Raw genomic sequence first — 26,977 nt, 5'->3', positions numbered from 1 at the left:
GACGGCGTGCTCAGCCGATGAGCTTCTCCATGGTGTCGATCTCGGCCGTCTGGGACTCGATGATCGTCCCGGCCAGGTCGACGGCGGGCTTGAACTGGCCCTCGTCCTGCTCGGTCTCGGACATCTCGATCGCGCCTTCGTGGTGCTCGATCATCATCTTCAGCCACATGTCGCTGAACTCGGCGTCGGAGGCGTTCTCGAGGGAGTCCATGTCCTCGGCCGACATCATCCCGGGCATGTCCTCGTCCATGCCCTCCATCGAGTCGGACATGCTGCTGTCCTCCTCGCTGTGGCCCTCGTGGCCGCCGTTGACGTGGTCACGCATCGTCGACGGCACCTCCTCGCCCCACTCCTGGAGCCAGCCGGACATGGTCTCGATCTCGGGGCTCTGGGCCGCCCGGATCGAGTCCGCCAGCTCCTGGACCTCGGGCTCGAGCTTGCGGTCCATGGTCAGGTCGACCATCGACAGGGCCTGGGCGTGGTGCTGGATCATGTCGGTCGCGAAGGTGACATCGGCCTTGTTGTGCTCGGTCTCCGAGAGCTTCTGAGGCGCCTCGGCCTCGTCGCTGCCGCCGCAGGCAGACAGGGTGAGCAGCACGGCCAGGCCGGCCGCCGCCCAGGTCGCGCGGAAGAGGGGACGTTGCGTACGCATCTGTTGTTTCTCCTTGTCAAGTGCTGTTTCCGGGCATCGCTGAACCACCTGCGGACCTCGGGCGTGGCCGGGGTCGCGGGTGGTCAGGCCGCTCAGCACCTGATGACGGAGTAGGCCCAGACCGACGGCGGGCCGGTGGCGGGATAGGTGAGCAGGGGCGCGGATCCGCCGGTCCGGAACCAGTTGCGGGCCCGCGAGAACCACCAGGCAGGAGTACGCCGCCACAGCCCGCTCAGCAGCAGCGCGCCGGCGGCGAGCAGGAACGCCGCGCAGAGCATCATCGCCGTGTGCCCCTCGCCGCCCGGGTGTCCGGCGTCGTCGGCTGCTCCGTGGTCGGAGTGCTCGAGAGCGTGGGTGTGCTCGACGTGGGCGGCGGGCAGGCTCAGCGCGCCGTGCTCACCGTCGGTGTCGGTGCCGTGGAGGCTCAGCGCATGCATGGCCAGCAGACCGGCGACCGTGACCACGACCGCTGCCAGCAGACCGGCGCGCGCGACCATGCGGGTCCTCCGCTGCCGTCGTCGCGCTGCCGTCCACACACAGCACACCCTAAGGAGTCCTTCGCGGTTGGACAAAGTGGGCTCCCGAACCGGATGCCGCTTGCATGTGCATACCCCCATGGGGTATGAATGTCGGGTAAGCACGACGAACGATCGAGCAAGGGAGCGACATGACGTCGCATGACGGGCACCTGCACGCCGGACACGACCACGCCGGAGATCAGCACTCGATGCACGAGGGCCACGAGGGGCACGGCGACCACTCCGGGCACGACGCGCACGGTGGTCACGGTGGGGGCGGGGTGAACGCGATGGCGGCCAGCGCCACGCTGCACTGCCTCACCGGATGCGCGATCGGCGAGATCGCCGGACTGATGATCGGCACCGCGATCGGGCTCAGCACGGGGTGGACGATCGCCCTGGCCGTCACGCTGGCGTTCGCCTTCGGCTACGCCCTCTCGACCCTGCCGCTGCTCAAGTCGGGCCTGGCCGTCGGTGCGGCGTTCAGCGTCGTGCTGGCCGCCGACACCCTCTCGATCGCGACGATGGAGCTGGTCGACAACCTGGTCATGGCGCTCATCCCTGGAGCCATGGAGGCCGGGCTGGTCAACGTCGTGTTCTGGATCGGGATGATGATCGCCCTCTCGGTGGCCTTCGTGGCGGCCTTCCCGGTCAACCGATACCTGCTCCAGCGGGGCAAGGGGCATGCGCTCACCCACCAGTACCACGGTGCGGAGCCGGTCCAGGAGGGCGTACGCCGCTTCATCCCGTCCTTCTCCAGCGGCGCCCTGGCCGCGGTGATCATCGCGTTCATGCTCGGTGGCCTCTCGGTCGCCATCGCCGACGAGATCGGCGGCGGTCCGGCCCCCGCCGAGCAGGTCGAGATGCAGAACCACTGAGAATTCGACGACCTCGACACGCCCGAACAGGTGTTCACATCGAACGCTTGTTCGGGCTAGTGTGTGGTAGTAGGTGGAGCGTGGTTCGTGCTATCGGCCAGGCAAAAACAGGGTCGTGAAACACCGTGCCAGAGGGTCCCGTTCAAAACTGTCGGTGGTCCCGTCTAGCGTCTGCCTTGATGACGACGAAGACACGTGGACAAGCGGCAGGCAAGGGGAAGAAGTCTGCCCCTCAGGAAGGAAAGAACATGGCGGCAGGTGATCGCGAGAAGGCATTGGACGCCGCTCTCGCCAACATCGAGAGGCAGTTCGGCAAGGGCTCGGTCATGCGGCTGGGCGATGAGACCCGGGCTCCGCTGGAAGTGATCCCGACCGGCTCGATCGCGCTCGACGTGGCGCTGGGTCTGGGCGGTCTGCCCCGCGGGCGGGTCGTGGAGATCTACGGTCCGGAGTCCTCGGGTAAGACGACGGTGGCCCTCCACGCGGTGGCCAGCGCGCAGCGCGCCGGCGGCATCGTGGCCTTCATCGACGCCGAGCACGCGCTCGACCCGGAATACGCGAAGAACCTCGGCGTCGACACCGACGCCCTGCTGGTCTCCCAGCCCGACTCGGGTGAGCAGGCCCTGGAGATCGCCGACATGCTGATCCGCTCGGGCGCGCTCGACCTGATCGTCATCGACTCCGTCGCGGCGCTGGTGCCGCGGGCCGAGATCGAGGGCGAGATGGGCGACAGCCACGTCGGTCTGCAGGCTCGACTGATGAGCCAGGCGCTGCGAAAGATGACCGGTGCGCTCAACAACTCGGGCACGACCGCGATCTTCATCAACCAGCTGCGCGAGAAGATCGGCGTGATGTTCGGTTCGCCCGAGACCACGACCGGTGGTCGCGCGCTGAAGTTCTACTCCTCGGTGCGACTCGACGTGCGCCGGATCGAGACGCTCAAGGACGGCACCGACATGGTCGGCAACCGCACCCGCGTCAAGGTCGTGAAGAACAAGGTGGCCCCGCCGTTCAAGCAGGCGGAGTTCGACATCATGTACGGGAAGGGCATCTCCCGCGAGGGCGGCCTGATCGACGTCGGTGTCGAGGCGGGCCTGGTCCGCAAGGCCGGTGCTTGGTACACCTACGAGGGCGACCAGCTCGGTCAGGGCAAAGAGAACTCCCGCAACTTCCTCAAGGACAACCCCGACCTGGCCAACGAGCTGGAGAAGCGGATCCTGGAGAAGCTCGGGGTCGTGCCGACGGTCGACGCCCCGGCCGACGGCGAGGCGCCCGTTGCCGAGCCTGCCGGCGTCGAGGACTTCTAGGTCCAAAGGCACCGGCTGACCCGTGGCTTCGTCAAGGCCTGACCGTTCGTCCACCCAGGATCCCTGGGTGGACGAACGGCCCGCGCCCGACTGGCTGGGCGACGTCTCCCTCGGCGTAGAAGCCTGGGCCGGGAAGAACCCGTCCTCCCCGTCGGTCGAGCCGTCGCTCCCGTCGGTTGAGCCGTCGTCGCGACGAAGGAGCGACGACGTGTCGAAACCAACACGTTCCCGTCGGAGCAAACCTCGCCCCGCAGACCCCGCGGATCCCAAGAACGACCCCGAGCCCGACCACGAGGCGATCGCCCGCAAGATCCTCCTCGACGCCCTGACCGGCCAGGCGCGCAGCCGCAAGGAGCTCGCCGACAAGTTGGAGAAGAAGGAGGTCCCCGCAGCCCTGGCGACACGGCTGCTGGACCGCTTCGAAGAGGTCGGCCTGATCGACGACGAGGCCTTCGCCAAGGCATGGATCGCCAGCCGGCAGCCCGGAAAGGGCCTGGCGCGACGAGCCCTGGCCCAGGAGCTGCGCCGCAAGGGCATCGACGACGACGTGGCCCGCGACGCGCTCGACGAGATCGACCCCGACGACGAGCGCGAGGCCGGCCGGCGAATGGTCCGGCGCAAGCTGCGCTCCCTGGAGCGCTTCGACGACCAGACCAAGACCCGGCGTCTGGTCGGGATGCTCGCCCGCAAGGGATACGGCGCCGGTGTGGCCTTCAGCATCGTTCGCGAGGAGCTCGCTCTGGCCGATGACGATGGCGCCGACGGTCTCGTGTCAGAATCCGACCTGTGAGTGAGCAGCAAGAGCGCGAGATCCTGACCTACGACCTCTTCGGCACCGCAGTGCGCGACATCGCCCAGAAGGTCGTCGACAGCGGCTACGAGCCCGACATCGTGCTCTCCATCGCCCGAGGCGGTCTCGCCCTCGGGATGGGCCTGGGCTACGCCCTCGACGTGAAGAACCTGTCCGCGATCAACGTGGAGTTCTACACCGGCATCAACGAGCGTCTCGACGTCCCGATCATGCTCCCGCCGACCCCCGCGGCCGTCGACCTGACTGGGATGAAGGTGCTCATCGCCGACGACGTCGCCGACACCGGCAAGACCCTGGAGATCGTCCACGACTTCTGCGAGGGCCACGTGGCCGAGGCCCGCACCGCGGTGATCTTCGAGAAGCCGTGGACGGTGATCAACGCCGACTACGTCTACAAGAAGACCGACCGCTGGATCGACTTCCCGTGGTCCTCCCAGCCGCCGCTCGTCGACCGCCGCGGCGGCCAGGCCCACTGACCCCACACGGTTAACCTGGGTGCATGTTCACTCCGGTTGCGGTCCACACCGGGACACACCGTCTCGGTGGCGTGACGCGCCCGGGGGAGAGCTGGGCAGCGGCGGCCGCGAGGATCGCCGGGCGGCCTGCGTACGCGGTGGATCTCTCCGGTGAGGTGAAGGAGTTCTCCTCCGACCCGATGCCGGTGGTGGCGCTGCGGCCGATGACCCGCGGCGACCTGCCACACCTGATCCGCTGGCTCAACGCGGAGCACGTGCACCGCTGGTATGCCGTCGACGGTGAGCCGACGCCCGACTGGGTGAAGGAGAACTACGGGCCGGACATCGACGGCAAGACCCCGGTGACGTTCTGGGTGATCGAGGTCAACGGACGGTCGATCGGCTTCTGCCAGGACTACCGGATCAGCGAGCAGCCCGACTACGCGTTGCTCACCCCTGACCCGGAGGCGATCGGCTTCGACTATGCGATCGGGGAGCCGGCGTTTGTGGGCCGGGGGATCGGCCCGCGGATGGCCTGGGTCTGGCTGACCTCGATACCGCGCCGCTATCCGGGAGCGACGGCCTGCTTCGCGGCCCCCGACCACCGCAACGCAGCCTCGCTGCGGATGCTCGCCAAGGTCGGCTTCGAGCAGGGCACCTGGTTCGACGAGCCCCAGCCCGACGGCTCGACGACCACGATGGTCGGCTGCTCGCTGGATCTGCGACGCGTTCTCGGCTGACCCGCCCCGGCGGCCCCGGTCGCGGGCCTATCGTCGACCCATGACCCTTCTTGACGAGCTGCGGCTGCCGGCCGGACCGGTGGACCTGCGGAAGTACGACACGAACTCCGCGCCCGGCGTCGGCGTCGACAAGGAGACCGGCAAGCAGGTGCTCGCCGAGCTCGGCCCGATGCTGCTCGAGCTGCAGACCAAGCTCTTCGCCTCCAGGGAGAGCGACGACCCCCGGCGGGTGCTGCTCGTCCTGCAGGGGATGGACACCTCCGGCAAGGGCGGTGTGCTCAAGCACACCGTCGGGCTGGTCGACCCTGTCGGCGTCAAGATCACCAGCTTCAAGGCGCCGACCGACGAGGAGCGCGCCCAGGACTTCCTGTGGCGGATCGAGAAGGCGGTGCCGGAGCCCGGCTACCTCGGCGTCTTCGACCGCTCCCAGTACGAGGACGTGCTGATCGGTCGCGTCCGCGAGCTCGCCCCACCCCAGGAGATCGAGCGGCGCTACGGCGCGATCAACGACTTCGAGAAGAGGCTGGCCGACGATCGCATCGTCATCCTCAAGTGCATGCTGCACATCTCGCCCAAGGAGCAGAAGAAGCGGCTCATGGCCCGGCTCGAGGACCCGACGAAGCACTGGAAGTACAACCGCGGCGACGTCGACGAGCGCCAGCTGTGGGACAGCTACCGGGAGGCGTACGAGATTGCGCTGGAGCGCACCAACACCGAGTACGCTCCGTGGTACCTCGTGCCGAGCGACAAGAAGTGGTACCGCAACCTGGCCATCGGCGAGCTGCTCCTGGAGACACTGGACCGGCTCGATCTGGACTGGCCCGCGCCCCGCTTCGACATCGCCGAGGAGAAGAGACGATTGGAAGAGGACACCATCTCGTGAGTCTTGAGACGGTGCGGGTGACTCGGTATGTCACCCCGCTCCGGGAGGGCGGCAGCCTGCCCGGGATCGTGGAGGCCGATGACCTCGGCACCTATGTCTGCAAGTTCCGTGGCGCCGGGCAGGGGCTGCGGGTGCTGGTCGCGGAGGTGATCGTCACCGGCCTGTGCCGGGCGCTCGACATTCCCACGCCCGACCAGGTCGTGCTCGACCTCGACCCCGAGATCGCCCGTTACGAGGCCGACGAGGAGGTCCAGGACCTCCTCAACGTGAGCGCCGGCCTCAACCTCGGCATCGACTTCCTGGCGGGTGCGTTCGGCTACGACGCCGCCTACTCGCCGGACCCGTCGCTCGCCGGGCGGATCCTGTGGCTGGATGCGCTGATCGCCAACGTCGACCGCTCCTGGCGCAACCCCAACATGCTGCTGTGGAACGGCGCGCTCTACGTCATCGACCACGGCGCCTCGCTCTACTTCCACCACGTCTGGCCCGGCGGGGGCGGCGACCCGGCGCGCTACGCGGCGCAGCCCTACGACACCTCCGAGCACATCCTGCGGGCCTACGCGGACGAGGCGATCGCCCAGAACGACGACCTCGCCGCGCGGCTCGACGACGCGGTGCTGGAGAAGGTGCTCGCCGACGTACCCGACGAGTGGCTCGAGCCGGTCCCCGGCTACGACACCCCGGAGTCGCTGCGCGAGCGCTACGTCGCGTTCCTGCGGGCGCGCCTCGACGGCGAGCGCCCGTGGCTGCCCGCGGCCGAGCCCGCCCAGGAGGCGTGATGGACGCCTACCAGTACGTCGTGCTCCGCTGCGTACCCCGACCCGAGCGCGAGGAGTTCCTCAACGTCGGCGTCGTCCTCCACTGCCCCGAGCAGAAGTTCCTCGCCGCCCGGTGGACGCTCGACGAGCAGCGCCTCGCCGCCTTCGCCCCGGGCCTCGACCTCTCCCTCGTCCGGGCCGCCCTGGAGTCGGTGGACCTGATCTGCGCCGGCGCCGCCCACGCCGGCTTCGGCGCGGGCGTCCGAGCCACGGCGTACGGCCTCCGGTCGCTCTCCGACAACGAGTCCGCCCGCTTCGGCCTCCTCAAGGCCCCGAAGAGCACGGTCCTCCAGCCCGGCCCCGTCCACGGCGGTGTCACGGCCGATGCCGTCGCCGAGCTGGACCGAGTCTTCGCCCACCAGATCACCTGAAATCCCCGCCGAGTCGGCGCGTCATGACGCGCCGACTCGGCGGGGATTGTTGTCAGGATGCGCCGACTCGGCGCGGGACGGGTCAGATCAGACCGGGACGAGCTCGACGGCACCGACGGCGTAGCGGGCCAGGATGGTGCGGGCGACCTCGGGGTGGGCGCCCATCGGGTCGCTGACCGCGACGGCGCCGGCCTCGAGGGCGAGCTCCTTGGCGCGGTCGGGCAGCTGCCCGGGGGCCAGGAAGAGCATGCCGACGGCGATGTGGCGGCGACCCTCGGCCCGGAAGGCACGAACGGCCTCGCCGGTGGCCGGCGGAGCAGCCGAGGCGTACGCAGCCACGACCGGCAGCTTGTGGTGGGCACCCCAGATGCGGGCCAGGCGGGCCACCGACTGGTTGGCCAGCGAGTCCGAGGAGCCGGCGGCGGCCAGGACGAGCGCGTCGAGCTCGCGTACCCGCGCGTCCTTGAGCGACGCCCGCAGGCGCTCGTCGAGCACCTGCAGGAAGACGCTCTCGAGGCCGAGGATCTCGCTGGTGTGGATGCGCAGGCCGGAGTGGCGCGCGGTGGCCTCGGCGATGACCGAGGGTACGTCGACGCGGGCGTGGAACGCCTCGGTCAGGAGCAGAGGCACGACGACGATCTCGTCGTGGCCGGCCTTGACCAGCTTGTCGACGACGGCCTGGAAACGCGGCCGGGAGTGGTCGAGGAAGGCGGCTTCGATACGGAGGTCGGGGCGCAGGGCGCGCACCTCGGCAATGAGGGCGTTGATGGTCGCGGCGGACTGCGGGTCGCGGCTGCCGTGAGCCAGGGCTACCAGAGCGGGAGCTGCCATTGTCTTCATCCTTCGGTGTTGCAGGTCTGTGTTGTATTGCGCCCTCCGGGCGCGGGCTGTGGCCGGGATCAGGCGTGGATGCCGCACTCGGTCTTGCCGGTGCCGGCCCATCGCCCGCTGCGCGGGTCCTCGCCGGGGGCTACCCGGCGGGTGCACGGCGCGCAGCCGATCGAGGGATACCCGTCATAGACGAGCGGGTTCACGAGTACTCCGTTGTCCTCGATATATCGCTCGACCTGCTCGTCGGACCATCGCGCCATCGGCGAGACCTTGACCTTCTGGCGCTTGGCGTCCCAGCCGATGACCGGGGCGATGACCCGGTTCTTCGTCTCCGCGCGGCGCAGGCCGGTGGCCCAGGCGTCGTAGGAGGCGAGCGAGTCGGCCAGGGGCTTGACCTTGCGCAGCGCGCAGCACAGGTCGGGGTCGGTCCGGTAGAGGTCCTTGCCGTATTCGGCGTCCTGCTCGGCCACGCTCTGCACGGGCGTGATCGTGAGGAGGTTGACCGGCATCGTCGCCTCGACGGCGTCGCGGGTGCCGATCGTCTCGATGAAGTGGTAGCCGGTGTCGAGGAAGACCACGTCGATCCCGGGCACTACCTTCGAGGCGAGATGAGCCAGGACCGCGTCACCCATGGAGGACGTGATCGCGAACCGCTCGCCGAAGGTGGCGGCGGCCCACTCGATGATCGTCTCGGCCGGGGCGAGCTCGAGCTCGGCTCCCCAGTGGGAGACGATCTCGCGCAGCTCCTCGGGCGTACGTCCCTCGGTGTCGACCGCGCGGTTGGCCCTTGCGGCTGCTGTGCTGACGCTCATCGGTGCGCCTCCTTCGTGGTTGCCCGAGAGATCTGTCCAAGTGACTTCAGCTGGAAGGCGCGCAGGCAGGCGCGGCATTCCCAGGACCCGTGCGTGGCCTCGTGCGGCCACAGGTCGGTCTCGCCACAGAACGGGCAGTGGAACGGGGTGCTTGCGCGCTCGCTCATGCGGTCACCTCGTCCAAGGTCTTCTCGCCGCGCAGCAGTACCTCGTCGGCCCGCGCGGTCCAGGCGGAGAAGGTCTCGGCCTCCTCGCGGTCGGCCAGGTAGTTGACGACCAGCGCGGAGATGTAGTCGTCGAGCCCGGCGGAGGTGACCTTGTGCGCGCGCAGCTTGCGCCCGAAGTTGGCGGTCAGCCCGGTCGCGCCGCCGAGGTGCACCTGGAAGCCCTCGACCTGGTTGCCCTCGTCGTCGAGGACCAGCTGGCCCTTGAGCCCGATGTCGGCGACCTGGGTCCGCGCGCAGGCGTTGGGGCAGCCGTTGACGTTGACGGTGATCGAGGCGTCCAGCTCCGGGAACCGCGACTCGAGCGAGGCGATCAGGTCGCGGGCCCGGTCCTTGGTGTCCACGATCGCGAGCTTGCAGAACTCGATCCCGGTGCAGGCCATCGTGTTCTGGCGCCAGTTGGAGGGCCGGGCCGAGAAGCCGATCGCGTCCAGCGCGGTGACGAGGTCCTCGACGACCGCGGGGTCGACACCGATCAGCACGATCTTCTGGTACGGCGTGAGCCGGGCGCCCTCGACGGCGAACTTCTCCATGACGCCGGCGAGCTCGACCAGGTGGGTGCCGGAGATGCGGCCGGCGATCGGTGCCAGGCCGACGTACTTCTTGCCGTCCTTCTGGTCGTGGATGCCGACGTGGTCGCGGTGTCCCAGGGGCGACTCGGGGGAGGGGTTCGAGACGAGCTGACGGTCGAGGTACTCGTTCTCGAGGACCTCGCGGAACTTCTCCTTGCCCCAGTCGGCGACCAGGAACTTCAGCCGGGCCCGCGAGCGGAGCCGGCGGTAGCCGTAGTCGCGGAAGATGCCCGCGACACCGGCCCACACGTCGGCGACCTCATCGATCGGCACCCACACACCGAGCTTCTCGGCCAGGCGCGGGTTGGTGGAGAGCCCGCCGCCGACCCAGACGTCGAAGCCAGGGCCGTGCTCGGGGTGGACGGTGCCGACGAAGGCGATGTCGTTGATCTCAGGCGCCACGTCGTGGGAAGGGTGGCCGGTCAGCGCGGTCTTGAACTTGCGCGGGAAGTTCGAGAAGGCGGGGTCACCCAGGTAGCGGGACTCGATCTCGCGCAGCGCCGAGGTGCCGTCGATGATCTCGTCGGCAGCGACGCCGGCGACCGGCGAGCCGAGGAACGGACGCGGCGAGTCGCCGCAGGCCTCGGTCGAGTGCAGCCCGACCTCCTCGAGGCGCGACCAGATCTCCGGGACGTTCTCGATGTCGATCCAGTGGTACTGGATGTTCTCGCGGTCGGTGATGTCCGCGGTGTCCCGCCCGAAGTCCACGCCGATCTGACCCAGGGTGCGCACCGCGGCGGGGGAGAGGAGCTTGCCGTCGGAGCGTACGCGCATCATGAAGTAGCGGTCGTCGAGCTCCTCCTCGTCGAGGATGGCGGTCTTGCCGCCGTCGATCCCGGGCTTGCGCTGGGTGTAGAGACCGAACCACCGGAAGCGGCCGCGCATGTCGGCCGGATCGATCGAGTCGAACCCGCGCTTGGAGTAGGTGTAGAGGATCCGGTCGCGAACGTTGAGCGGGTCGTCGTTCTTCTTCGACTCCTCGTTCTTGTTCAGCGGCTCGGTGTAGCCGAGGGCCCACTGACCCTCGCCCTTCTTGGGCCGGGGGATCTCGGTTCGGGTGGCGCGCTTGGCCTGAAACCGGTTGTCGCTCATGTCAGAGAAACCTTTGCGTCGGTCGTGGACGCACGGCGGAGCAGGGACGTGCTCGCGGCGGGCGCCCGGGATGTCTGTCGGGCGGCGGGCCAGCGGCTCGACGCGGTGAAATGCGGAGCGCTGGGCGTCAGTGGCGCCAACAGATCGAGCTGCGGATGCGGCAATAGTCCACGTGGCGTCGAACCACGAGGTGCGCATGTGTTGCAGCAGTGACCATGTCAAGGAGTCTCAGGTAGCGGACGGGTCTCACGCAATCTGGAATCCCGATATATGAGACATCGGTCCGTTATGTGGGACGTTCCCGCTTGTTCACGCGGGCAGTGTGGCCGAGGTCACCATCTGGTCACGGTCTCTCAACCGGGCTGAGCCGTCAGTCATTCCCGCGGACGGTGATAGGGGACGTACGCAACGCACCGGAGGACCACGATGCTGCTCTCGTACGCGCGGCTGACTACGCTGTGACCCATGAGCGATCTGTCCGCCTTGACGAGTTCTGCCTACAACCAAGCCCTCGAGGTCATCGCCTCCGTGGAGCCCCGCATTGCCGAGGCGACCAAGCAGGAGCTCGCTGACCAGCGCGCCAGCCTCAAGCTGATCGCGAGCGAGAACTACGCGAGCCCCGCCACGCTGATGACGATGGGCACCTGGTTCTCCGACAAGTACGCCGAGGGCACCGTCGGTCACCGCTTCTACGCGGGCTGCCAGAACGTCGACACCGTCGAGCAGATCGCCGCCGAGCACGCCAAGGAGCTCTTCGGCGCTGAGTACGCCTACGTGCAGCCGCACTCCGGCATCGACGCCAACCTGACGGCGTACTGGGCCATCCTCGCCCACCGGGTCGAGGGCCCGTGGCTGGAGAAGATGGCCGTCAAGAACATGAACGAGCTCTCCGAGGCCGACTGGGAGACGCTGCGCGGCGAGCTCGGCAACCAGCGCCTGCTGGGCATGTCGCTGGACGCCGGCGGCCACCTCACCCACGGTTTCCGCCCGAACATCTCCGGCAAGATGTTCCACCAGAACCAGTACGGCACCGACCCGGAGACCGGGCTGCTCGACTACGACTCGCTGCGTGCCAAGGCCAAGGAGTTCCAGCCGCTGATCATCGTCGCCGGCTACTCCGCCTACCCGCGCCGGGTGAACTTCGCCAAGATGCGCGAGATCGCCGACGAGGTCGGCGCCACCCTGATGGTCGACATGGCCCACTTCGCCGGCCTCGTCGCCGGCAAGGTGTTCCAGGGCGAGGAGAACCCGGTTCCCTACGCCCACGTCGTCACCTCGACCTCCCACAAGTCCCTCCGCGGCCCGCGCGGCGGCTTCATCCTGGCCACCGAGGAGTACGCCCCGAGCGTCGACCGCGGCTGCCCGATGGTCCTCGGCGGCCCGCTCTCCCACGTCATGGCCGCGAAGGCCGTCGCCTTCGCCGAGGCGAAGCAGGAGAGCTTCCAGATCTACGCCCAGGAGGTCGCCGACAACGCCAAGTCGCTCGCCGAGGGCTTCCTCAAGCGCGGCGCGAAGCTCGTCACCGGCGGCACCGACAACCACCTCGTCCTCCTCGACGTGACCTCCTTCGGCCTCACCGGTCGCCAGGCCGAGTCGGCGCTGCTCGACTCCGGCGTGGTCACCAACCGCAACTCGGTCCCGGCCGACCCCAACGGCGCCTGGTACACCTCGGGCGTCCGCCTCGGCACCCCGGCGCTGACCACGCGCGGCTTCGGCGCCGACGAGTTCGACCGTGTCGCCGAGCTCATCGTCGACGTGCTCTCGAAGACGACGCCAGGCACTACCAAGGCCGGCGGCCCGTCCAAGGCGTCCTACGCCATCGAGGACTCCGTCGCCGACAACACGAAGGCCGCCGCGGCGGAGCTGCTCGCGAAGTTCCCGCTGTACCCCGGTCTCGACCTCGCCTGATCCCGTGCCTGCTCCGAAGCGACCCAGCTCGATCCCCGGCGTGGGGGCCCCTGAGAAGGTGGTCCCGACGGCGGCGGTGCGTGTCGTCGTCGAGGACGAGTGGCCGGCGCTCAAGAAGGTGCGCCTCGCGGCTCTCCAGGACACTCCTCGTGCGTTCTGGGCCTCCTACGACGAGGTCGTCACCTGGCCCGACGAGCGTTGGCGGCTGTGGGCCGCGTCCGGTGCGGCCTACATCGCCTGGCTCGGCGAGAAGCCCTCAGGGCTCGCTGCCGGGATCATCCACGACGGTGAGCACCACCTGATCAACATGTGGCTCGCCCCCGAGGCGCGTGGTCACGGTCTCGCCGAGGGCCTCATCCTGGCAGTCGCGGGCTGGGCTCGTCGTGACGGTGCCTCCGTGCTGACCCTGTGGGTCGTCGATGGCAACGAGTCCGGGCGCCGTCTCTACGAACGCCTCGGCTTCGAGCTCACCGGTGAGACGCAGCCCTTCCCCGAGGGTGACCCGCGCACCGAGTCGAAGATGGCGCTCCGCCTCACCTGACCTCGATGGCCGACCCACGCGAGGGCGTGACCCCCGACGGTCTGATCGTCACGGGAGCGCGCCGTGACCGGGTGCCGTCGGCGTACGAGCCGGTCCTTGCGTACGTCCTCGGGCGGGTCCCGCCGGAGGTGTCCGTGCAGGTCTACGGCTCGGTGGCCAACGGCACCGCCACGGTGCCCACCTCCGACGTCGACCTGCTGACGATCGGACTCCCGGCGGCGGACGCCTCCGCGCTCGGAGCCGATGCTTCGGCTGCCTTCGCCGAGCTCTGCCGTGGCGTGGAGATCGCCGCGGCGTCCGCGGACGACTATCTCGGCGAGGGTGACGAGGCGTACGGCAACCGGGTCTTCCTGCGCCACTACTGCGCCCATCTCGCCGGCCCCGACCCGGGCGAAGCCCTGCCCGGGTTCCCGGCGGACGCTCGTGCCGCCCGCGGCTTCAACGGCGACATCGAGCGTGCCCTGCGCAGGTGGCGCGCCGCCCTCGGTCGCGACGACCCGAGCGACCTCTCCCGCCGGATCGCGCGCAAGTCCCTCCTTGCACTGGCCGGCCTGGTCAGCGTCTACGACGGCACCTGGTCCACCGACCGCTTCGCCGCTGTCGCCCGCTGGAGCGAGATCGAACCGGCCCGGGCGCCCGAGCTGGCCAGGCTCCGGACGCTGTGCGACGGCGGCGGCGCGTCGGCCGACGAGACCGAGGCGCTGCTCGCCGCCGGCGGGGTCGTCGAGGCCATCGTCGCCCGCTTCGCGGCGGAGATCGGGCTGTGGCAGCCCTAGACTCGGCCCGTGACAAGTGAAGAGGTCGAGGTCAGCGCCCTGGCGATCAATGTCGCCGTTCCCGAATCACTTCAGTGGACGGACACCCGCCGCGACGTGGTCTTCCGGCTCAGCACCCTCAACGTACGTCTCCTGCCCGACGGGCGCCTCGCGGCCAAGGCCTACGGCCGCCCGGTCGAAGGCGGCCGCAGCGCCTACACCTCGTTCCCGGTCCCGGACCGCCCCGAGCTGAGCGCGCTGATCGGCGAGGCCGCGCAGGTGGCTGCCGAGCGGTGGCGGACGGCGTACGCTCCGGAGGCATGACCCCGGAAGAGGTCGACGCCTTCGTCTCCTCGCTGGACGGCTGCCGCCACAAACCGCGCGGCTGGTATCTCCACGACCGCCTGGTCGCCAGGCAGGTCGATGCGAACACCCTGCTCGTCCGAGTACCGATCGAGCGCCGCGAGGCGCTGATCGAACGCTGGCCGGACGCCTTCGGCATCCCGCCCAGGATGGAGGCCCACCACAAGATCGAGGCCTACCTCGACCGCGCCGCTCCGGATGCCGTCCGCGAGGCGATCCGCCTCGCTTGGGAGTTCCAGCGCCGCGAGTGACCCGACTCGGCGTCAGTGGCCCGGATCGCCTCGACCTAGCCCGGCATCGCGGCCGACGATGATCGCCTTGCCGCGCTCGGACAGGTTCAGCTTCGCCAGGATCACCGAGACGTTGTTGGCCACCGTCTTGGGGGACAGGAACAGTGCCTGACTGATCTCGACGTTGGAGAGGCCGGCTGCGACCTTGTCGAGGATCACCCTCTCCCGATCGGTGAGCTCCGGGAACGACTCGGCTGATCTGGTGGGGCCGCCGGCGAAGAACGTACGCATCCGATGTGCGAGGGCGGCTCCGAACACGGCCTGGCCGGCCGCGGCCGAACGCACCGCGGCGAGGATGTCCTCGCCGTCGGCGCCCTTGAGCAGGTAGCCGACCGCGCCGGCGGCGATCGCCGCATGCACGGTGGCGTCGTCATCGAACATCGTCAACACCAGCACGACCAGGTCGGGCCGAGCCTCGAGGATCTCGTGTGTCGCCTCCAGACCTGAGCGCCCTGGCAGCTGCAGGTCCATCAGGACGACGTCCGGCTCGGTCTCGGCAACGACCTCGACCGCGCTTCGACCATCGGCGGCCTGACCGACAACCGCGATGTCGTCGACGGAAGCCACCACTGCCTCGAGCCCCTGCCGGACGAGCTGGTGGTCGTCGACGATGACCACCCGGATGACTCCGTCGGCTCTCATCGCGGTGCCTCGGCGGCTGCGGGATCCGCGAGCGGGAACGACGCCCGGAGGCGCCCGCCGTCGCTCGTCGGACCGATCTCGAGGGTTCCACCGAGCTCGGAGACGCGCTCACGCATGCCGATGGTGCCGACTCCGGCCGTCCAGACTCGCCTGGATGCTCCGTCGTCCACGATCTCGAGAAAGGCGTTGCCGTCGATCGTGCCCAGGCGGACTCGGCAACTGCCGGCATCGGCATGCCGGACCACATTGGTGACACCCTCGATGCTGATCCGGTACAGCGCGACCTCGACCGCAGCCGGCAACGCCGGGAGGTCACCGTCCTCGACCGCGATGTCGAGGCCGCCGACCTCGCCCATCCGGCGCACCTGGGCGGTGATCGCCCCGACGACGCCGAGGTCGTCCAGGGCGGGCGGACGGAGGGAGTAGACGACGGTACGCAGATCCGCGATCGCCTGGCTCGAGGCCTCCTTCGCCCGGGCGAGGAGCGGGAGTGGGTCGCCGCTGCCGGCAGCCAGGCGGCTCCGCATGGCATCGAGGTTGAGTCCGACACTTGTCAGCAGCGGGCCCAGGCCATCGTGGAGATCGCGGCGCAGTCGGCGCCGTTCTTCCTCCCGCGCCTCGACGATGCGCTGACGCGACATCGCGAGGTCGGTGGTGAGCGCCTCGGCGTGCACGGCCGCACTCGCTTGTCGGGCCAGGTCGGCGAGCACCGCCTGATCCCGCGTGTCGAGCGCCGACTCGCCTCGCCGCGGCGCGGCAACGAGGCTTCCGACCTGGATGCCCTGGGACACGAGCGGCCAGCGGCCGAGATCGGCCTCCGTCGGCGGTGGGTCGCCGTACTTGGCCAGCAGCTTGCCGTCACCGGGTCGCTCGATCGCGACGTACGGCAGCCGGAGCGAGACGGCGACCGTGCTGACCACTGCCTCCAACGCCGCGCCTGGCGCGGCCGCGGCGTCGAGACGTTGACCGAGATCGCGCAGCGCACGATAGGGATCCGCCCGATGGCCGTAGAACAGCTCGTCGACAAGGTGCTGACTGAGCCGCAGCGCCGGGCCGAGGACCAGGGCGGCGACCACCGCCGCGGTGACCAGCCCGGCCCGCTCCCGCTGGAACGCAGCGGCGACCGAGGTGAGCGTCGCGAAGACCCCCACGACCAGGACGGTCACCATCAGGTACGCAGCGGACCGCCGGATGATGGTGTCGATCGCCCACAACCGGTAGCGGACGATCGGGATCACCAGGGTGCTGGTGAAGATCAGTCCGTCGGCCGCGTACACCGCCAACGGCAGCGATTCGGTGATCGCGAAGGGGAACAGCGCGAGCGTGAGGACGACACCGAACGCCCGCCACTTGAGCTGGTCACGCTCGATGCCGGTGGCCTTCCATGCGCGCCGGACGACCTCGAGCCCGGCGATGATTCCCAGGAGGATCACCAGCGGGACGGCTGCCGTGAGTCCGAGTCCGACCTCTCCGAGGAGCGTCCCGCTCGTCAGGGGATTGCGGAGTGTCTCGACCGTCCCGTCGGCTCGATCCAGCTCGAGGGTCCAGTCACCGATGAGCCCGCCGATCAGTCCGAGCGCGATGCCGATCAGGAGCAGCAGGTTCAGCACCCGCCCGAATCTCGAGGTGACCTTTCCGCTCGGGAAGCGGACGTTCACCAGGCCCTGAACCGCGACCGGCAGGAACTGCACCGTCGCGAGGAGGCACCCGAACCGCAGCAGAGCGTTGTCGGATCCCGCGCTGAGGGCGACGTACGACTGAGAGGCGATCGCGATCCCGACGGCGACGACCGCGGCGCAGCCCGCCAGCAGCCAGCCGAACGGGAGATCCGGGCGACGGACCACGAGGAAGGCGCCGACGACCGCATAGGGCACGACGTACGCGAGCGTCGTCGCGTATTCGGCGACCTGCCCACGAGGAGCATCTGTCGGCGTCATCAGGGCCGCCAGCGCGACACCGGCTCCGACCAAGGCGACAGCGAGCAGTACGCCGGCCGCCGGCACCGGGTGGGTGCGGGGTGACCAGGAGCGCTCAGCGATCACGGTGCTCGTCACGATATCCCCACAGTGACCCTGGGGCGCTGCGCGCGCAATGGGGTGGCGTTCCCGGCCATCGGGATGTTCTCCCGAGAACGCGGGAGGGCGCGGTGATTCCCGCCTCTGTCCGCGGGAATCGGCGGGGCAGACGATCAGATCCGTGGCGTCTGCACTCATCGCCGGCGCCTACCGAGAACATCAACTCAGGAGGACAGCATGAGCTCCACCATCCAACCCGCACCCCCGGACAGCACGGGGCGTACGAAGCGAGTACGCGATCGTCGCGCCTTCTGGCGCATCCTGCTCGCGGTGATCCTGCCGCTGCCGATGCTCGCCAAGGGGATCCACTACATGCTGAGCCCGGCCGGAGGCGACGTCACCTTCACCGAAACGGTGACAGCGCTCGAGGCCCATCCCGACATGCTGGAGACCCTGAAGTGGCTGGACGCGGTCTTCGTCGTCGGGCTCATCCCCGCCACCATCGCCCTGGCGTGGGTCGCCCGCCGTGGCGCCCCACGACTGACCACGGCCGGCGGGGCCATCGCGCTGACGGGCTTCCTCGTCGGCATGCCCCTGATGGGCGGTGTGATGACACCGGCGCTGGTCACCGTCCAGCACGACCTCGACCCCACGTCGATGGCAGCCCTGGATGACGCCCTCCACCAGGAGCCGCTGCTCGGGATCGCCTCGCTCCTGTTCATCGTGGGCATCGTCTTCGGTCTCGGCCTGCTCGGCGGCGCGCTGATGCGCAGCCGTGCCGTGCCGGTCTGGGTCGGCCTCGCCGTGATGGTAGGAGCCGCCACCCACCCGTTCATCCCGAACAACATCGGTCAGGGCGTCGGCCTCATCGTCGCCGCGATCGGGTGCGCCGGTGTCAGCGTCGCCCTGCTGCGCATGACCAACGACGAGTTCGACCTGCCACCTCAGGTGTGATCGTCCGGCTTGCGCCAGACGGACACGTGACTCGTGGAGTCGTTGGTGAACTCGGAGCGGTCCCAGCCGGCGTACCTCGACTCCAGCGTCATCCCGGCCAACCGCGCCATCAGGTCGAGCTCGGAGGGCCACACGAACCGGAAGTTGTGTGGCCCGTACCGGAAGCGGCCGTCGGCCTCGCGGGTGTAGTGGTGCGAGATCGCCTGCTGGGTGACCAGGTCGTAGGTGTCGAACCCGAGGTGCGCTGGGGAGACGTCGAACGGGGTCGCCGGGCTGCCCGGGGGAAGCCGCCGCAGGCCGGGCACGCCGACCTCGACCAGGAAGCGCCCGCCCGGCGCCAGATGACGAGCGGCATTGGCGAAGCAGGCGACCTGCTCCTCCTGCGTACGCAGGTTCCCGATCGTGTTGAAGACCAGATAGACCAACGAGTACGTCCCCACCCCAGGTGCCTCGGCGGAGGCCATGTCGCCGACGACGACCGGGATCTCCTCCTCGGTGACCTTGCGCCGTAGGACCTCGACCATGGGCTGGGACAGCTCGATGCCGGCGACCGGCACCCCCAGCTCCCGCAGCGGTACGCCGATCCGGCCCGTCCCGATGGCGAGCTCGAGCGCGGGGCCGCCGTCGGCGACCTCGGCGAGGAAGCGGGCCACCGGCCCGGTCACCTCGGGTGAGTTGACCCAGTCGTCCGGGTCGTCGTAGCGCTCGGCGTCGTCGCGGGTCCACAGGTCGCTGCTGGTCATGGGCATCGACTCTGCCCGGCGGCGCACCCCGGGCGCGAACCATTTTAGGCGGGCCTTCGTCGGCTCAGAGCCAGGAGTAGCCGACCTCGGGCCGCCCACCGCTGGGCCCGTAGCGGACCCCGCGCGCGGCCAGGCCCTTGTCGGCGAGGTGCTCGAGGTAGCGCCGAGCGGTGACCCGTGACGCGCCGACCACCGCAGCGACCTCGCTTGCGGACAGGTCGCGCTCGGCCTCGCGCAGCGCGGCCGTCACGGCCCGCAGCGTCTCCGGGCTCATGCCCTTGGGCAGCGGCGTGCTCCCGGTGGGCCGCAACGACCCCAGGAGCTGGTCGACCTCGTCCTGGACGACCTCCTCGGGGGCCGCGTCCAGCCGGGCGCGGTAGTCGGCGTACTGCTCGAGCTTGTCTCGGAAGGTCGCGAAGGTGAACGGCTTGAGCAGGTAGAGCACGACCCCCTGTACGACGGCCTGCCGCACCACCTTCGTGTCCCGCGCCGCCGTCACCGCGATCACGTCGCACAAGTGCCCGGCGGCGCGCAGCCTGCTGAGCAGGCCGAGCCCGTGCCCGTCGGGCAGGTTCATGTCGAGCAGGATCAGGTCGACCGGAGCGCCCGCCTCTCGGGCGGCGTCGAGCGCGCGGACCGCATCACGCGCCGAACGCGCGATCCCGGCCAGGGCGAAGCCCGAGACCCGGCCGACGTACGCCGCATGGGCCTCGGCGGCGAGCGCCTCATCCTCGACGACCAGCACCTTGACGCTCACGCCGCCGCCTCCGTAGCGCAAGCGCCAGAATACGGACGCGGCGGCCTGAGGCTTGTGGTCGCTCGCTGGCGCTCGCTCATTCCGCCACCTCCGTGCCGAGGGTGACCGTGAACTCGGCCCCGCCGAGGTGGGAGCGGCCGATGACGACCTCGCCACCATGGCGCCGGGCGATCTGGCCGACCAGCGCCAGGCCCAGGCCGCGGCCCGTGCCGGGCTCGGCCTTCGTCGTCCAGCCGCGGTCGAGGACGCGCGCCGAGTCGGCGTCGTCCAGGCCGGGACCGCTGTCGCCCACGCGGACCGTGAGGGTGTCGTCGTCACCGGTGAGGTGGACCTCGACCTGGCGGGACTCGAAGCCGGAGACGGCGTCGAAGGCGTTGTCGACGAGGTTGCCCAGCACCGTCACCAGGTCGCGGGGTGGGATGCCCGTTCCGGGTGGCACCTCGCCGACGATGCGGAACTCGACGCCCTGCTCGGCCGCCTCGGCCGACTTGCCGAGCAGCAGCGCGGCGACGACGGGGTCCTCGACCGCGCCCACGACCCGGTCGGTGAGGAGCTGGGCGACCTGGAGCTCCTCGGTGGCGAACTCGACCGCGTCCTGCTCCCGGCCCATCTCGATGAGGGACACCACTGTGTGGAGCCGGTTGGCCGCCTCGTGGTTCTGCGACCGGAGCGACTCGGTGAGGCGGCGTACGACCTCGAGCTCGCCGGTCACCGAGCGCAGCTCGGTGTGGTCGCGCAGCGTCACCACGGCGCCGACCTCGCGACCGTCCCACAGCGCGGGGGCCGAGGAGACCACCAGGATCCGCTCGCCGGCGAGGTAGAGATCGTCGGACTCGGCGGTGCGGCCGCGGGCGGCGGCGACCAGCCCGGGCGCCAGGTCGAGGTCCTCGATCCGGGTGCCGATGACGTCGTCCGGCAGCGCCAGCAGGCGTCGCGCCTCGTCGTTGACCAGCTGCACGCGCCCCTCGCCGTCGAGCAGGAGCAGACCCTCGCGGACCGAGTGGAGGACGGCGGAGTAGTACTCGTACATCCGGGCCAGCTCGCGCTCACCCATGCCGTGGGTCAGCCGGTGCAGACGACGACTCAGCAGCCAGGCACCGGTCAACCCGGCGGCCAGCACGAGTACGCCGCACAGCAGCACGATCGTGACGTCGCGCTTGAGACCGCGGTTGATGTCGCTGACCGTGATGCCGACGGACACGAGCGCGACGACCTCGTCGCCCTCCTCGACCGGCACCACCGCGCGGACCGACGGGCCGAGCGTGCCCGTGTACTGCTGGGTGAAGACCTTGCCGTCAGGCGCGTTGCCGAGGTCGCCGACGAACTTTCCGCCGATCTGCTGCGGATCGGTATGGGTGTAGCGGGTGCGGTCCAGGTCCATCACGACGACGAAGTCGGTGTCGGTGTCGCGGCGTACCTGCTCGGTCCAGGGCTGGAGGGTCGCCGTCGGGTCCTCGCCGCGCAGTGCTGTGCTGACGGTGGGGGAGTCGGCGACGGTCTGGGCGACCGCCACCGCGCGCTGGGTGGCGCGGCTGTAGGAGTCGCGCTGGGCGTCGTAGGAGGCCATCAGGATGCCGGTGACGACGAGCAGCAGCACCGTGCCGAACTGGAGGAGCAGGATCTGCTGGGCCACCGGCCGATCGCGCAGAACGCGGCGGCGGAACGGGTGGACACGGGGCACCACCTCATTCTGGACCACCTGCGTTGCGTGGATGTGATCGTGGCCACGAACACAACGAACACAACAGTGACGGTCGTCACGTTCTCCCGGAGAGTTGCCCGAGTTGCCCCGGAGGGCAGGACACACCGGACCAGGAGGAACGATGAGTACGACCACCACTGAGACAAGACCCAAGAAGGACCGGACACATTATCTCTACATCGCGGTGATCGCCGCGGTGGTACTTGGCATCCTGGTCGGGTTGATCGCCCCATCGTTCGCGGTGGAGCTGAAGCCGATCGGCACGGCGTTCGTGAACCTGATCAAGATGATGATCCAGCCGATCATCTTCTGCACCCTGGTCATCGGCGTCGGCTCGGTCGCCAACGCGGCCAAGGTCGGCAAGGTCGGTGGCCTGGCGCTGGTCTACTTCATCGCGATGTCCACCGTCGCCCTGGCGATCGGCATGATCGTCGGCAACATCATCGACCCGGGCAACGGCCTCCAGCTGAGCTCCGACGCGTCCAGCGCGGGCCAGGAGGCTGCCTCGGAAGGTCACGCGAGCACGACCGACTTCCTCCTCAGCATCATCCCGACCTCGCTCTTCTCGGCCCTGACCTCCGGTGTGGTGCTGCAGACCCTGCTGGTCGCCCTGCTGGTCGGCTTCGCGCTGCAGCGGATGGGGGAGTCGGGCAAGCCGATCCTCAACGCGATCACCTCGCTCCAGAGGCTGATCTTCCGCGTGCTGGCGATGATCATGTGGGCCGCCCCGGTCGGCGCCTTCGGTGCCATCGCCGGTGTCGTGGGCGAGACCGGCATCGACGCGCTGAAGAGCCTCGCGGTCATCATGATCGCCTTCTACATCACCTGCGCGATCTTCGTCTTCGGCATCCTGGGCGTGCTCCTCAAGCTGGCGACCGGCGTCAACCTCTTCAAGCTGCTCAAGTACCTCGCCCGCGAGTTCCTGCTCATCCTCTCCACCAGCTCGTCCGAGTCGGCCCTCCCGCGCCTGATCGCGAAGATGGAGCACGCCGGTGTCGAGAAGGCGACCGTCGGTGTCGTGGTCCCCACGGGCTACTCGTTCAACCTGGACGGCACCGCGATCTACCTGACGATGGCCTCGATCTTCATCGCGGACGCCATGGGTGACCCGCTGAGCATCGGTGAGCAGATCGGCCTGCTGCTGTTCATGATGATCGCCTCCAAGGGTGCCGCCGGTGTGACTGGTGCGGGCCTGGCGACCCTGGCCGGCGGGCTCCAGTCCCACCGCCCGGAGATGGTCGACGGGGTCGGGCTCATCGTGGGCATCGACCGGTTCATGTCCGAGGCCCGTGCGCTGACCAACTTCGCCGGCAACTCGGTCGCCACAGTCCTGGTCGGCCACTGGACCAAGACGATCGACCACAGCCAGCTCGACCGTGTCCTGGATGGTCAGGACCCGTTCGACGAGACCACCATGGTCGACGACCACGCCGCTCCGCCAGCGGCAGAGACCGACAAGGCTCTCGTCTAGACCCCCATGGCACCAGGCCGTACGCCGCGCGACACGCGCGACGTACGGCCTGATGTCGTTCGTGCACGAGCTGTCATCTGTTGCGGTAGAGGATCCGGGCCAGCTCGAACGGCGCGGCGCGCCACGACCCGATCGGCTCGTCGTCGAGCCCGATCCGGCCGAGCGCGGCGACGATCCACGAGAACGCGAAGCAGCCGATCCCGGCGATGGCCCAGATCCCGACAGTGCGCCAGGCCAGGTCGCCGCCGAAGGCACGGAAGATGCCGATGACGGCGGCGATCACGGCGATCGCTCCGATCAGCCAGAAGACGATCGAGCAGATGGCAGCCGCCAGCCGGCCGGCGACGGCAAGCGGGTCGCGAGGAGGCTGGTGATGGGGCCCTTGACCGGGCCCTTGATGGGGAGGATGCGGATAGTTCATTTGGGCGCTGATTCTGGCCTAACTCGGCCGCTGGAGCCACACCGGGCTGGCGGGTCTTCATGGCCCCGGACTGCGTGACAGGTATCCTCCTGCGCGTTCTCGGGTGAGTGTTCGACAATTTGCCCGGGACATCGATGGACCATAACGACTAATGTTATGGAGATCACATAACGAGGCGCTGCCTCGTGGACCCGACGCGGCCTGCGTGGCACGACTCCGTGGATCAAACGACGATGGAGGGTGCAATCAGATGCACGTGCGAAAGTGGCAAATCGGAGCAGTAGTCGCAGGTCTGCTCGCCGTGACCGGGTGTGGGGTGCCGGGCGGCGGTGGCAGCAACGATGCCGGCGAGACCGAAGACGGAGACGGCAGCATCCAGATCCTCGGCGCGATCCCCGAGGGCGAGGCAGTGGGGCTCAACGCGGCCCTCGACACGTTCACCAAGGAGACCGGGATCGAGGTGACCTACACCCCCTCCACGGACTTCACCACCGAGATCCGCACCAAGGTCAACGGAAACGACGCGCCCGACATCGCGCTCTTCCCGCAGCCCGGTCTGGTCGCCGACCTGACCGAGTCGGGTGACACGCTTCCGCTCGACGACCTCATCGACGTCGGCTCGCTCGACGACACCATGATCCCGGGCCTGATGGACTCCGTCGAGATCGACGACAAGACCTACGGCGTCCCGATCCGCGTCTCGATGAAGTCGCTGGTCTGGACCCCGAAGAACTTCGAGCAGTCCGGCTACAAGGCGCCTGAGACCTGGGACGAGCTGAGGAGCCTCGAGGACCAGATGATCTCCAAGGGCCAGACCCCGTGGTGCCTCGGCGCCGAGGCCGGTGCTGACACCGGCTGGGTCTACACCGACTGGGTCGAGGAGATCGTCCTGCGCCAGGAGGGCCCGGAGTTCTACGATGACTGGGTCTCCCACGAGGTCCCCTTCAACGACCCGAAGATCGTCGAGGCGATCGAGACCATGGGCGACATCATCAACAAGCCGAAGAACGTACGCGGCGGGGCCGACGGCACCCTGAGCGAGCCCTTCGGCGACTCCCCGCTCCCGCTCTTCGACGCGAAGCCGGGCTGCCAGATGCACCGCCAGGCCAACTTCATCACCACCTTCTTCCCGAAGGACGTCCAGCAGGACCTGGCCGGCAACGTCGGCGTCTTCGCGCTGCCGGGCAGCATGGAGGGTGGCTTCGAGGGCAACCCGGTGCTCGGTGCCGGTGACATGGCGACCGCCTTCACCAACGACACCGACGTGGTCGAGCTGATGGAGTTCTTCGCGTCGCCCGACTTCGGTGCCGAGTGGGCCAAGTCCGGTGGCTGGCTCTCCCCGAGCACGGAGTTCGACAACTCGCAGTACGCCGACCCGATGTTCGGCGAGATCGCGACCCTGCTTCAGGACGCCGACACCTTCCGCTTCGACGGTTCGGACCTGATGCCCGCGCAGGTGGGCGCCGGGACGTTCTGGAGCGAGATGAACGCCTACGTCGGAGGTGAGAAGAGCGCTCAGGAGGCTGCCGACGCGATCGAGGAGAGCTGGCGAGGATGAGCGATGATCCGTACCTGAAGATCCTCAACGGCCTGGTCGCGATCGTCCTGGGGGTCGGCGGCACCGCCGCTCTCTACTGGGTGCTCAACTTCCTCTCAGGCCTCCTGCCCGGCAAGTGGGACAGGCGGATCAAGCCGTACGTCTTCATCGGCCCGGCCATCTTGGTGGTCACCGTCTTCCTGGTCTACCCGGCCCTGATGACGGTGATCTACAGCTTCGCCGATGACAGCAGCATCAACTGGGTCGGGTTCGACAACTACACGGCGCTCTTCCGCGACGACGAGTTCATCGGCACGTTGGTCAACAACCTGCTCTGGATCCTCATCGTCCCGGCAGCCAGTGTCATCGTCGGCCTGCTCGTGGCGGTGCTGGCCGACCAGCTCAAGGCGTTTCCGGAGCGGGTCGCGAAGTCGGTCATCTTCATGCCGATGGCGATCAGCTTCGTCGGGGCGAGCACGATCTGGGGCTTCGTCTACGCGACCAGGTTCGCGCAGGGCGACAAGCAGATCGGGCTCCTCTCGGCGATCTCGACCAGTCTCGGGTTCGAGCCGGTCGCCTGGCTTCGCATCCAGACCGGCAACCTCAACGACCTGCTCCTGATCGTCATCATGATCTGGTTGCAGGCGGGGTTCGCGATGGTGCTGCTCTCCTCGGCGATCAAGGGCGTGCCCGACGACACCGTGGAGGCCGCGCGCATCGACGGGGCCACCGAGATCCAGATCTTCTTCAAGGTCGTCGTGCCGCAGATCTGGCCGACGGTGATCGTGGTCTTCGTGACGATCCTCATCCTCGTGATGAAGGTCTTCGACATCGTCTACGTGATGACCGGTGGCCGGTCCGGCACCTCGGTGCTGGCCAACACCTTCGTCCTCGAGCTCTTCGAGTTCGGTGACGCCGGTCGCGCGGCCGCGGTGGTCGTGGTCCTGATGATCGCCGTGATCCCGGTGATGATCTACCAGATGCGCCAGTTCAAGAAGCAGGAGGCCGGTCGATGAGGAGCTTCACCCTCGGCAGCGTCGCTGTCCGTGTCGGCATCGTCCTGCTGTGCGTGCTCTGGTTCATCCCGACGCTGGGTCTGCTGATCTCGTCGTTCCGCAACGAGGCCGACGTTAAGTCGTCGGGCTGGTGGACCGTCATCACCGACCCGTTCTCCCAGTGGACCCTCGACAGTTACTCGCAGGTCCTCGAGAGCGGGATGGCGAACGCCTTCGTGAACTCGATCGTCGTCTCCGTCCCCGCGACGGTGCTGCCGATCATGATCGCCGCATTCGCTGCGTACGCGTTCACGTTCATGCGGTTCCCGGGGCGCAACGTGCTGTTCATGGTGATCGTCGGGTTGCTGGTGGTCCCGCTGCAGGTGGCCTTCGTGCCGCTGCTCAACCTGTTCGGGAGCTATGACCTCAACGGCACCTTCCTTGCGGTGTGGCTGGCCCACACCGCGTTCGGGATGCCGTTGGCGGTCTTCATCCTGCGCAACTACATGGCGACCCTGCCGCAAGAGATCATCGAGTCGGCCGAGATCGACGGGGCCTCCCACTTCCAGACCTTCTGGAGGCTGATCGTGCCGATGTCGGTGCCCGCGCTGGCAGCGTTCGCGATCTTCCAGTTCCTCTGGGTCTGGAACGACCTTCTCGTCGCGCTCATCTTCCTCGGGGCAGGTGACAACGAGGTCGTCACGATCACGTTGCGCGACCTGATCGGCGACCGTGGCCAGGAGTGGCACCTGCTCACCGCTGGTGCGTTCATCACGATGACAGTGCCGCTGCTGGTGTTCTTCTCGCTGCAGCGTTACTTCGTCCGTGGGCTCACGGCCGGGTCCGTCAAGGGCTGAGGTTCGGTCCGCAAGCGGCGGGCGTCATGTCTCCTTCGGGGGCATGGCGCCCGTTGCGCGTC

At 68.8% G+C, this 26,977-nt stretch carries 30 protein-coding genes; 18 read left to right on the top strand and 12 right to left on the bottom strand.

Features of this window, described 5'->3' with window-relative positions; translation table 11 throughout:
* Positions 1 to 10: 10 nt before the first annotated feature.
* Both ABTW65_RS06075 and ABTW65_RS06070 read right to left on the bottom strand, forming a co-directional pair.
* The gene (locus tag ABTW65_RS06075) at positions 11 to 652 is read right to left on the bottom strand and encodes a DUF305 domain-containing protein (protein WP_350659053.1); all 642 of its coding nucleotides are present in this window, start codon (positions 650 to 652) and stop codon (positions 11 to 13) included.
* A 92-nt stretch (positions 653 to 744) separates the two neighbouring features.
* On the bottom strand, positions 745 to 1,149 hold the full coding sequence (locus ABTW65_RS06070) for a DUF6153 family protein (protein ID WP_350659052.1): 405 nt from the start codon (positions 1,147 to 1,149) through the stop codon (positions 745 to 747).
* Positions 1,150 to 1,319: 170 nt separating this feature from the next.
* On the opposite strand from ABTW65_RS06070, the gene ABTW65_RS06065 reads away from it, so the two are divergent.
* From ABTW65_RS06065 to ABTW65_RS06030, 8 genes are all read left to right on the top strand, one after another.
* Entirely contained in the window at positions 1,320 to 2,048 is a 729-nt protein-coding gene (locus ABTW65_RS06065) for a DUF4396 domain-containing protein (protein WP_350659051.1), read from the top strand.
* A 248-nt stretch (positions 2,049 to 2,296) separates the two neighbouring features.
* The gene (gene recA, locus ABTW65_RS06060) at positions 2,297 to 3,355 is read left to right on the top strand and encodes a recombinase RecA (protein ID WP_350659050.1); all 1,059 of its coding nucleotides are present in this window, start codon (positions 2,297 to 2,299) and stop codon (positions 3,353 to 3,355) included.
* A gap of 67 nt (positions 3,356 to 3,422) precedes the next feature.
* On the top strand, positions 3,423 to 4,145 hold the full coding sequence (locus ABTW65_RS06055; protein WP_350659048.1) for a regulatory protein RecX: 723 nt from the start codon (positions 3,423 to 3,425) through the stop codon (positions 4,143 to 4,145).
* On the top strand, positions 4,142 to 4,642 hold the full coding sequence (locus ABTW65_RS06050) for a phosphoribosyltransferase (RefSeq protein ID WP_350659047.1): 501 nt from the start codon (positions 4,142 to 4,144) through the stop codon (positions 4,640 to 4,642). Before ABTW65_RS06055 ends, ABTW65_RS06050 begins: the two co-directional genes overlap by 4 nt.
* 23 nt (positions 4,643 to 4,665) lie before the next feature.
* Positions 4,666 to 5,361, top strand: a complete 696-nt coding sequence (locus ABTW65_RS06045; protein WP_350659046.1) for a GNAT family N-acetyltransferase — start codon at positions 4,666 to 4,668, stop codon at positions 5,359 to 5,361.
* 40 nt (positions 5,362 to 5,401) lie between these two features.
* Complete coding sequence (locus ABTW65_RS06040) at positions 5,402 to 6,244, top strand: PPK2 family polyphosphate kinase (RefSeq protein ID WP_350659045.1); 843 nt, start codon at positions 5,402 to 5,404, stop codon at positions 6,242 to 6,244.
* A complete protein-coding gene (locus tag ABTW65_RS06035; protein WP_350659044.1) occupies positions 6,241 to 7,023 on the top strand; it encodes a HipA family kinase in 783 nt (260 codons plus the stop codon). Before ABTW65_RS06040 ends, ABTW65_RS06035 begins: the two co-directional genes overlap by 4 nt.
* Positions 7,023 to 7,433: a DUF3037 domain-containing protein gene (locus ABTW65_RS06030; RefSeq protein ID WP_350659043.1), complete on the top strand. Its 411-nt coding sequence runs from the start codon at positions 7,023 to 7,025 to the stop codon at positions 7,431 to 7,433. Before ABTW65_RS06035 ends, ABTW65_RS06030 begins: the two co-directional genes overlap by 1 nt.
* 87 nt (positions 7,434 to 7,520) lie before the next feature.
* Here the strand turns inward: ABTW65_RS06030 and ABTW65_RS06025 are convergent, their stop codons facing one another.
* The 4 genes from ABTW65_RS06025 to ABTW65_RS06010 all read right to left on the bottom strand — a co-directional run bounded on the left by ABTW65_RS06025 (position 7,521) and on the right by ABTW65_RS06010 (position 10,964).
* Positions 7,521 to 8,264, bottom strand: coding sequence for a sirohydrochlorin chelatase (locus ABTW65_RS06025; protein ID WP_350659042.1), 744 nt, complete (start codon positions 8,262 to 8,264; stop codon positions 7,521 to 7,523).
* A gap of 68 nt (positions 8,265 to 8,332) precedes the next feature.
* Positions 8,333 to 9,076 carry a phosphoadenylyl-sulfate reductase gene (locus ABTW65_RS06020; RefSeq protein WP_141792939.1) on the bottom strand — a complete coding sequence of 248 codons (744 nt, stop codon included), beginning with the start codon at positions 9,074 to 9,076 and terminating at the stop codon, positions 8,333 to 8,335.
* The gene (locus tag ABTW65_RS06015) at positions 9,073 to 9,243 is read right to left on the bottom strand and encodes a hypothetical protein (RefSeq protein ID WP_350659041.1); all 171 of its coding nucleotides are present in this window, start codon (positions 9,241 to 9,243) and stop codon (positions 9,073 to 9,075) included. Before ABTW65_RS06015 ends, ABTW65_RS06020 begins: the two co-directional genes overlap by 4 nt.
* On the bottom strand, positions 9,240 to 10,964 hold the full coding sequence (locus ABTW65_RS06010) for a nitrite/sulfite reductase (protein WP_350659040.1): 1,725 nt from the start codon (positions 10,962 to 10,964) through the stop codon (positions 9,240 to 9,242). Before ABTW65_RS06010 ends, ABTW65_RS06015 begins: the two co-directional genes overlap by 4 nt.
* Positions 10,965 to 11,429: 465 nt before the next feature.
* On the opposite strand from ABTW65_RS06010, the gene ABTW65_RS06005 reads away from it, so the two are divergent.
* From ABTW65_RS06005 to ABTW65_RS05985, 5 genes are read left to right on the top strand one after another with little or no spacing between them, the layout of a single operon-like run.
* Positions 11,430 to 12,872: a glycine hydroxymethyltransferase gene (locus ABTW65_RS06005; RefSeq protein WP_350659039.1), complete on the top strand. Its 1,443-nt coding sequence runs from the start codon at positions 11,430 to 11,432 to the stop codon at positions 12,870 to 12,872.
* A gap of 4 nt (positions 12,873 to 12,876) precedes the next feature.
* Positions 12,877 to 13,413 (top strand): GNAT family N-acetyltransferase, encoded by a 537-nt coding sequence (locus tag ABTW65_RS06000; protein WP_350659037.1) that lies wholly within the window; start codon positions 12,877 to 12,879, stop codon positions 13,411 to 13,413.
* A gap of 5 nt (positions 13,414 to 13,418) precedes the next feature.
* Positions 13,419 to 14,189 carry a nucleotidyltransferase domain-containing protein gene (locus ABTW65_RS05995; RefSeq protein ID WP_350659036.1) on the top strand — a complete coding sequence of 257 codons (771 nt, stop codon included), beginning with the start codon at positions 13,419 to 13,421 and terminating at the stop codon, positions 14,187 to 14,189.
* A gap of 9 nt (positions 14,190 to 14,198) precedes the next feature.
* The gene (locus ABTW65_RS05990) at positions 14,199 to 14,492 is read left to right on the top strand and encodes a hypothetical protein (protein WP_350659035.1); all 294 of its coding nucleotides are present in this window, start codon (positions 14,199 to 14,201) and stop codon (positions 14,490 to 14,492) included.
* Entirely contained in the window at positions 14,489 to 14,782 is a 294-nt protein-coding gene (locus tag ABTW65_RS05985) for a hypothetical protein (RefSeq protein WP_350659034.1), read from the top strand. Before ABTW65_RS05990 ends, ABTW65_RS05985 begins: the two co-directional genes overlap by 4 nt.
* A 12-nt stretch (positions 14,783 to 14,794) precedes the next feature.
* Here the strand turns inward: ABTW65_RS05985 and ABTW65_RS05980 are convergent, their stop codons facing one another.
* Both ABTW65_RS05980 and ABTW65_RS05975 read right to left on the bottom strand, forming a co-directional pair.
* Positions 14,795 to 15,463 carry a response regulator gene (locus tag ABTW65_RS05980; protein ID WP_350659033.1) on the bottom strand — a complete coding sequence of 223 codons (669 nt, stop codon included), beginning with the start codon at positions 15,461 to 15,463 and terminating at the stop codon, positions 14,795 to 14,797.
* On the bottom strand, positions 15,460 to 17,517 hold the full coding sequence (locus ABTW65_RS05975) for a sensor histidine kinase (protein WP_350659032.1): 2,058 nt from the start codon (positions 17,515 to 17,517) through the stop codon (positions 15,460 to 15,462). Before ABTW65_RS05975 ends, ABTW65_RS05980 begins: the two co-directional genes overlap by 4 nt.
* Positions 17,518 to 17,715: 198 nt before the next feature.
* Between ABTW65_RS05975 and ABTW65_RS05970 the strand changes: the two genes are divergently transcribed.
* Complete coding sequence (locus tag ABTW65_RS05970) at positions 17,716 to 18,432, top strand: hypothetical protein (protein ID WP_350659031.1); 717 nt, start codon at positions 17,716 to 17,718, stop codon at positions 18,430 to 18,432.
* On the opposite strand, the gene ABTW65_RS05965 is transcribed toward ABTW65_RS05970, so the two are convergent.
* From ABTW65_RS05965 to ABTW65_RS05955, 3 genes are all read right to left on the bottom strand, one after another.
* On the bottom strand, positions 18,423 to 19,175 hold the full coding sequence (locus ABTW65_RS05965; protein ID WP_350659030.1) for a class I SAM-dependent DNA methyltransferase: 753 nt from the start codon (positions 19,173 to 19,175) through the stop codon (positions 18,423 to 18,425). The two genes, ABTW65_RS05970 and ABTW65_RS05965, sit on opposite strands and share 10 nt — an antisense overlap.
* Positions 19,176 to 19,239: 64 nt before the next feature.
* On the bottom strand, positions 19,240 to 19,932 hold the full coding sequence (locus tag ABTW65_RS05960) for a response regulator (protein WP_350659029.1): 693 nt from the start codon (positions 19,930 to 19,932) through the stop codon (positions 19,240 to 19,242).
* Positions 19,933 to 20,008: 76 nt separating this feature from the next.
* Positions 20,009 to 21,613 (bottom strand): sensor histidine kinase, encoded by a 1,605-nt coding sequence (locus tag ABTW65_RS05955; protein ID WP_350659028.1) that lies wholly within the window; start codon positions 21,611 to 21,613, stop codon positions 20,009 to 20,011.
* A gap of 142 nt (positions 21,614 to 21,755) precedes the next feature.
* Between ABTW65_RS05955 and ABTW65_RS05950 the strand changes: the two genes are divergently transcribed.
* Positions 21,756 to 23,105 carry a cation:dicarboxylate symporter family transporter gene (locus ABTW65_RS05950; RefSeq protein ID WP_350659027.1) on the top strand — a complete coding sequence of 450 codons (1,350 nt, stop codon included), beginning with the start codon at positions 21,756 to 21,758 and terminating at the stop codon, positions 23,103 to 23,105.
* Between the two features lie 73 nt (positions 23,106 to 23,178).
* Here the strand turns inward: ABTW65_RS05950 and ABTW65_RS05945 are convergent, their stop codons facing one another.
* Positions 23,179 to 23,526 (bottom strand): hypothetical protein, encoded by a 348-nt coding sequence (locus ABTW65_RS05945; RefSeq protein WP_350659026.1) that lies wholly within the window; start codon positions 23,524 to 23,526, stop codon positions 23,179 to 23,181.
* A gap of 256 nt (positions 23,527 to 23,782) precedes the next feature.
* On the opposite strand from ABTW65_RS05945, the gene ABTW65_RS05940 reads away from it, so the two are divergent.
* From ABTW65_RS05940 to ABTW65_RS05930, 3 genes are read left to right on the top strand one after another with little or no spacing between them, the layout of a single operon-like run.
* On the top strand, positions 23,783 to 25,084 hold the full coding sequence (locus ABTW65_RS05940; protein ID WP_350659025.1) for an ABC transporter substrate-binding protein: 1,302 nt from the start codon (positions 23,783 to 23,785) through the stop codon (positions 25,082 to 25,084).
* Positions 25,081 to 26,079, top strand: coding sequence for a carbohydrate ABC transporter permease (locus tag ABTW65_RS05935; protein ID WP_350659023.1), 999 nt, complete (start codon positions 25,081 to 25,083; stop codon positions 26,077 to 26,079). The genes ABTW65_RS05940 and ABTW65_RS05935 overlap by 4 nt, the downstream gene beginning before the upstream one ends.
* The gene (locus ABTW65_RS05930; RefSeq protein WP_350659022.1) at positions 26,076 to 26,915 is read left to right on the top strand and encodes a carbohydrate ABC transporter permease; all 840 of its coding nucleotides are present in this window, start codon (positions 26,076 to 26,078) and stop codon (positions 26,913 to 26,915) included. Before ABTW65_RS05935 ends, ABTW65_RS05930 begins: the two co-directional genes overlap by 4 nt.
* The last annotated feature ends 62 nt before the right edge of the window (positions 26,916 to 26,977 follow it).

Origin of the sequence: Nocardioides sp. NPDC127503 (genome assembly GCF_040302165.1) — a bacterium.
Taxonomy (GTDB): Bacteria; Actinomycetota; Actinomycetes; order Propionibacteriales; family Nocardioidaceae; genus Nocardioides.
The sequence above is the reverse complement of the archived record's forward strand: the minus strand, read 5'-3'. Positions and strand labels throughout refer to the sequence as shown.

Bases quoted from the DNA above. Each gene is read 5' to 3' on its own strand.
- ABTW65_RS06075 (WP_350659053.1), bottom strand. From the start codon at position 652: ATGCGTACGCAACGTCCCCTCTTCCGCGCGACCTGGGCGGCGGCCGGC.
- ABTW65_RS06070 (WP_350659052.1), bottom strand. From the start codon at position 1,149: ATGGTCGCGCGCGCCGGTCTGCTGGCAGCGGTCGTGGTCACGGTCGCC.
- ABTW65_RS06065 (WP_350659051.1), top strand. From the start codon at position 1,320: ATGACGTCGCATGACGGGCACCTGCACGCCGGACACGACCACGCCGGA.
- recA (WP_350659050.1), top strand. From the start codon at position 2,297: ATGGCGGCAGGTGATCGCGAGAAGGCATTGGACGCCGCTCTCGCCAAC.
- ABTW65_RS06045 (WP_350659046.1), top strand. From the start codon at position 4,666: ATGTTCACTCCGGTTGCGGTCCACACCGGGACACACCGTCTCGGTGGC.
- ABTW65_RS06040 (WP_350659045.1), top strand. From the start codon at position 5,402: ATGACCCTTCTTGACGAGCTGCGGCTGCCGGCCGGACCGGTGGACCTG.
- ABTW65_RS06030 (WP_350659043.1), top strand. From the start codon at position 7,023: ATGGACGCCTACCAGTACGTCGTGCTCCGCTGCGTACCCCGACCCGAG.
- ABTW65_RS06025 (WP_350659042.1), bottom strand. From the start codon at position 8,264: ATGGCAGCTCCCGCTCTGGTAGCCCTGGCTCACGGCAGCCGCGACCCG.
- ABTW65_RS06020 (WP_141792939.1), bottom strand. From the start codon at position 9,076: ATGAGCGTCAGCACAGCAGCCGCAAGGGCCAACCGCGCGGTCGACACC.
- ABTW65_RS06015 (WP_350659041.1), bottom strand. From the start codon at position 9,243: ATGAGCGAGCGCGCAAGCACCCCGTTCCACTGCCCGTTCTGTGGCGAG.
- ABTW65_RS06010 (WP_350659040.1), bottom strand. From the start codon at position 10,964: ATGAGCGACAACCGGTTTCAGGCCAAGCGCGCCACCCGAACCGAGATC.
- ABTW65_RS06005 (WP_350659039.1), top strand. From the start codon at position 11,430: ATGAGCGATCTGTCCGCCTTGACGAGTTCTGCCTACAACCAAGCCCTC.
- ABTW65_RS05995 (WP_350659036.1), top strand. From the start codon at position 13,419: ATGGCCGACCCACGCGAGGGCGTGACCCCCGACGGTCTGATCGTCACG.
- ABTW65_RS05985 (WP_350659034.1), top strand. From the start codon at position 14,489: ATGACCCCGGAAGAGGTCGACGCCTTCGTCTCCTCGCTGGACGGCTGC.
- ABTW65_RS05980 (WP_350659033.1), bottom strand. From the start codon at position 15,463: ATGAGAGCCGACGGAGTCATCCGGGTGGTCATCGTCGACGACCACCAG.
- ABTW65_RS05970 (WP_350659031.1), top strand. From the start codon at position 17,716: ATGAGCTCCACCATCCAACCCGCACCCCCGGACAGCACGGGGCGTACG.
- ABTW65_RS05965 (WP_350659030.1), bottom strand. From the start codon at position 19,175: ATGACCAGCAGCGACCTGTGGACCCGCGACGACGCCGAGCGCTACGAC.
- ABTW65_RS05950 (WP_350659027.1), top strand. From the start codon at position 21,756: ATGAGTACGACCACCACTGAGACAAGACCCAAGAAGGACCGGACACAT.
- ABTW65_RS05945 (WP_350659026.1), bottom strand. From the start codon at position 23,526: ATGAACTATCCGCATCCTCCCCATCAAGGGCCCGGTCAAGGGCCCCAT.
- ABTW65_RS05935 (WP_350659023.1), top strand. From the start codon at position 25,081: ATGAGCGATGATCCGTACCTGAAGATCCTCAACGGCCTGGTCGCGATC.
- ABTW65_RS05930 (WP_350659022.1), top strand. From the start codon at position 26,076: ATGAGGAGCTTCACCCTCGGCAGCGTCGCTGTCCGTGTCGGCATCGTC.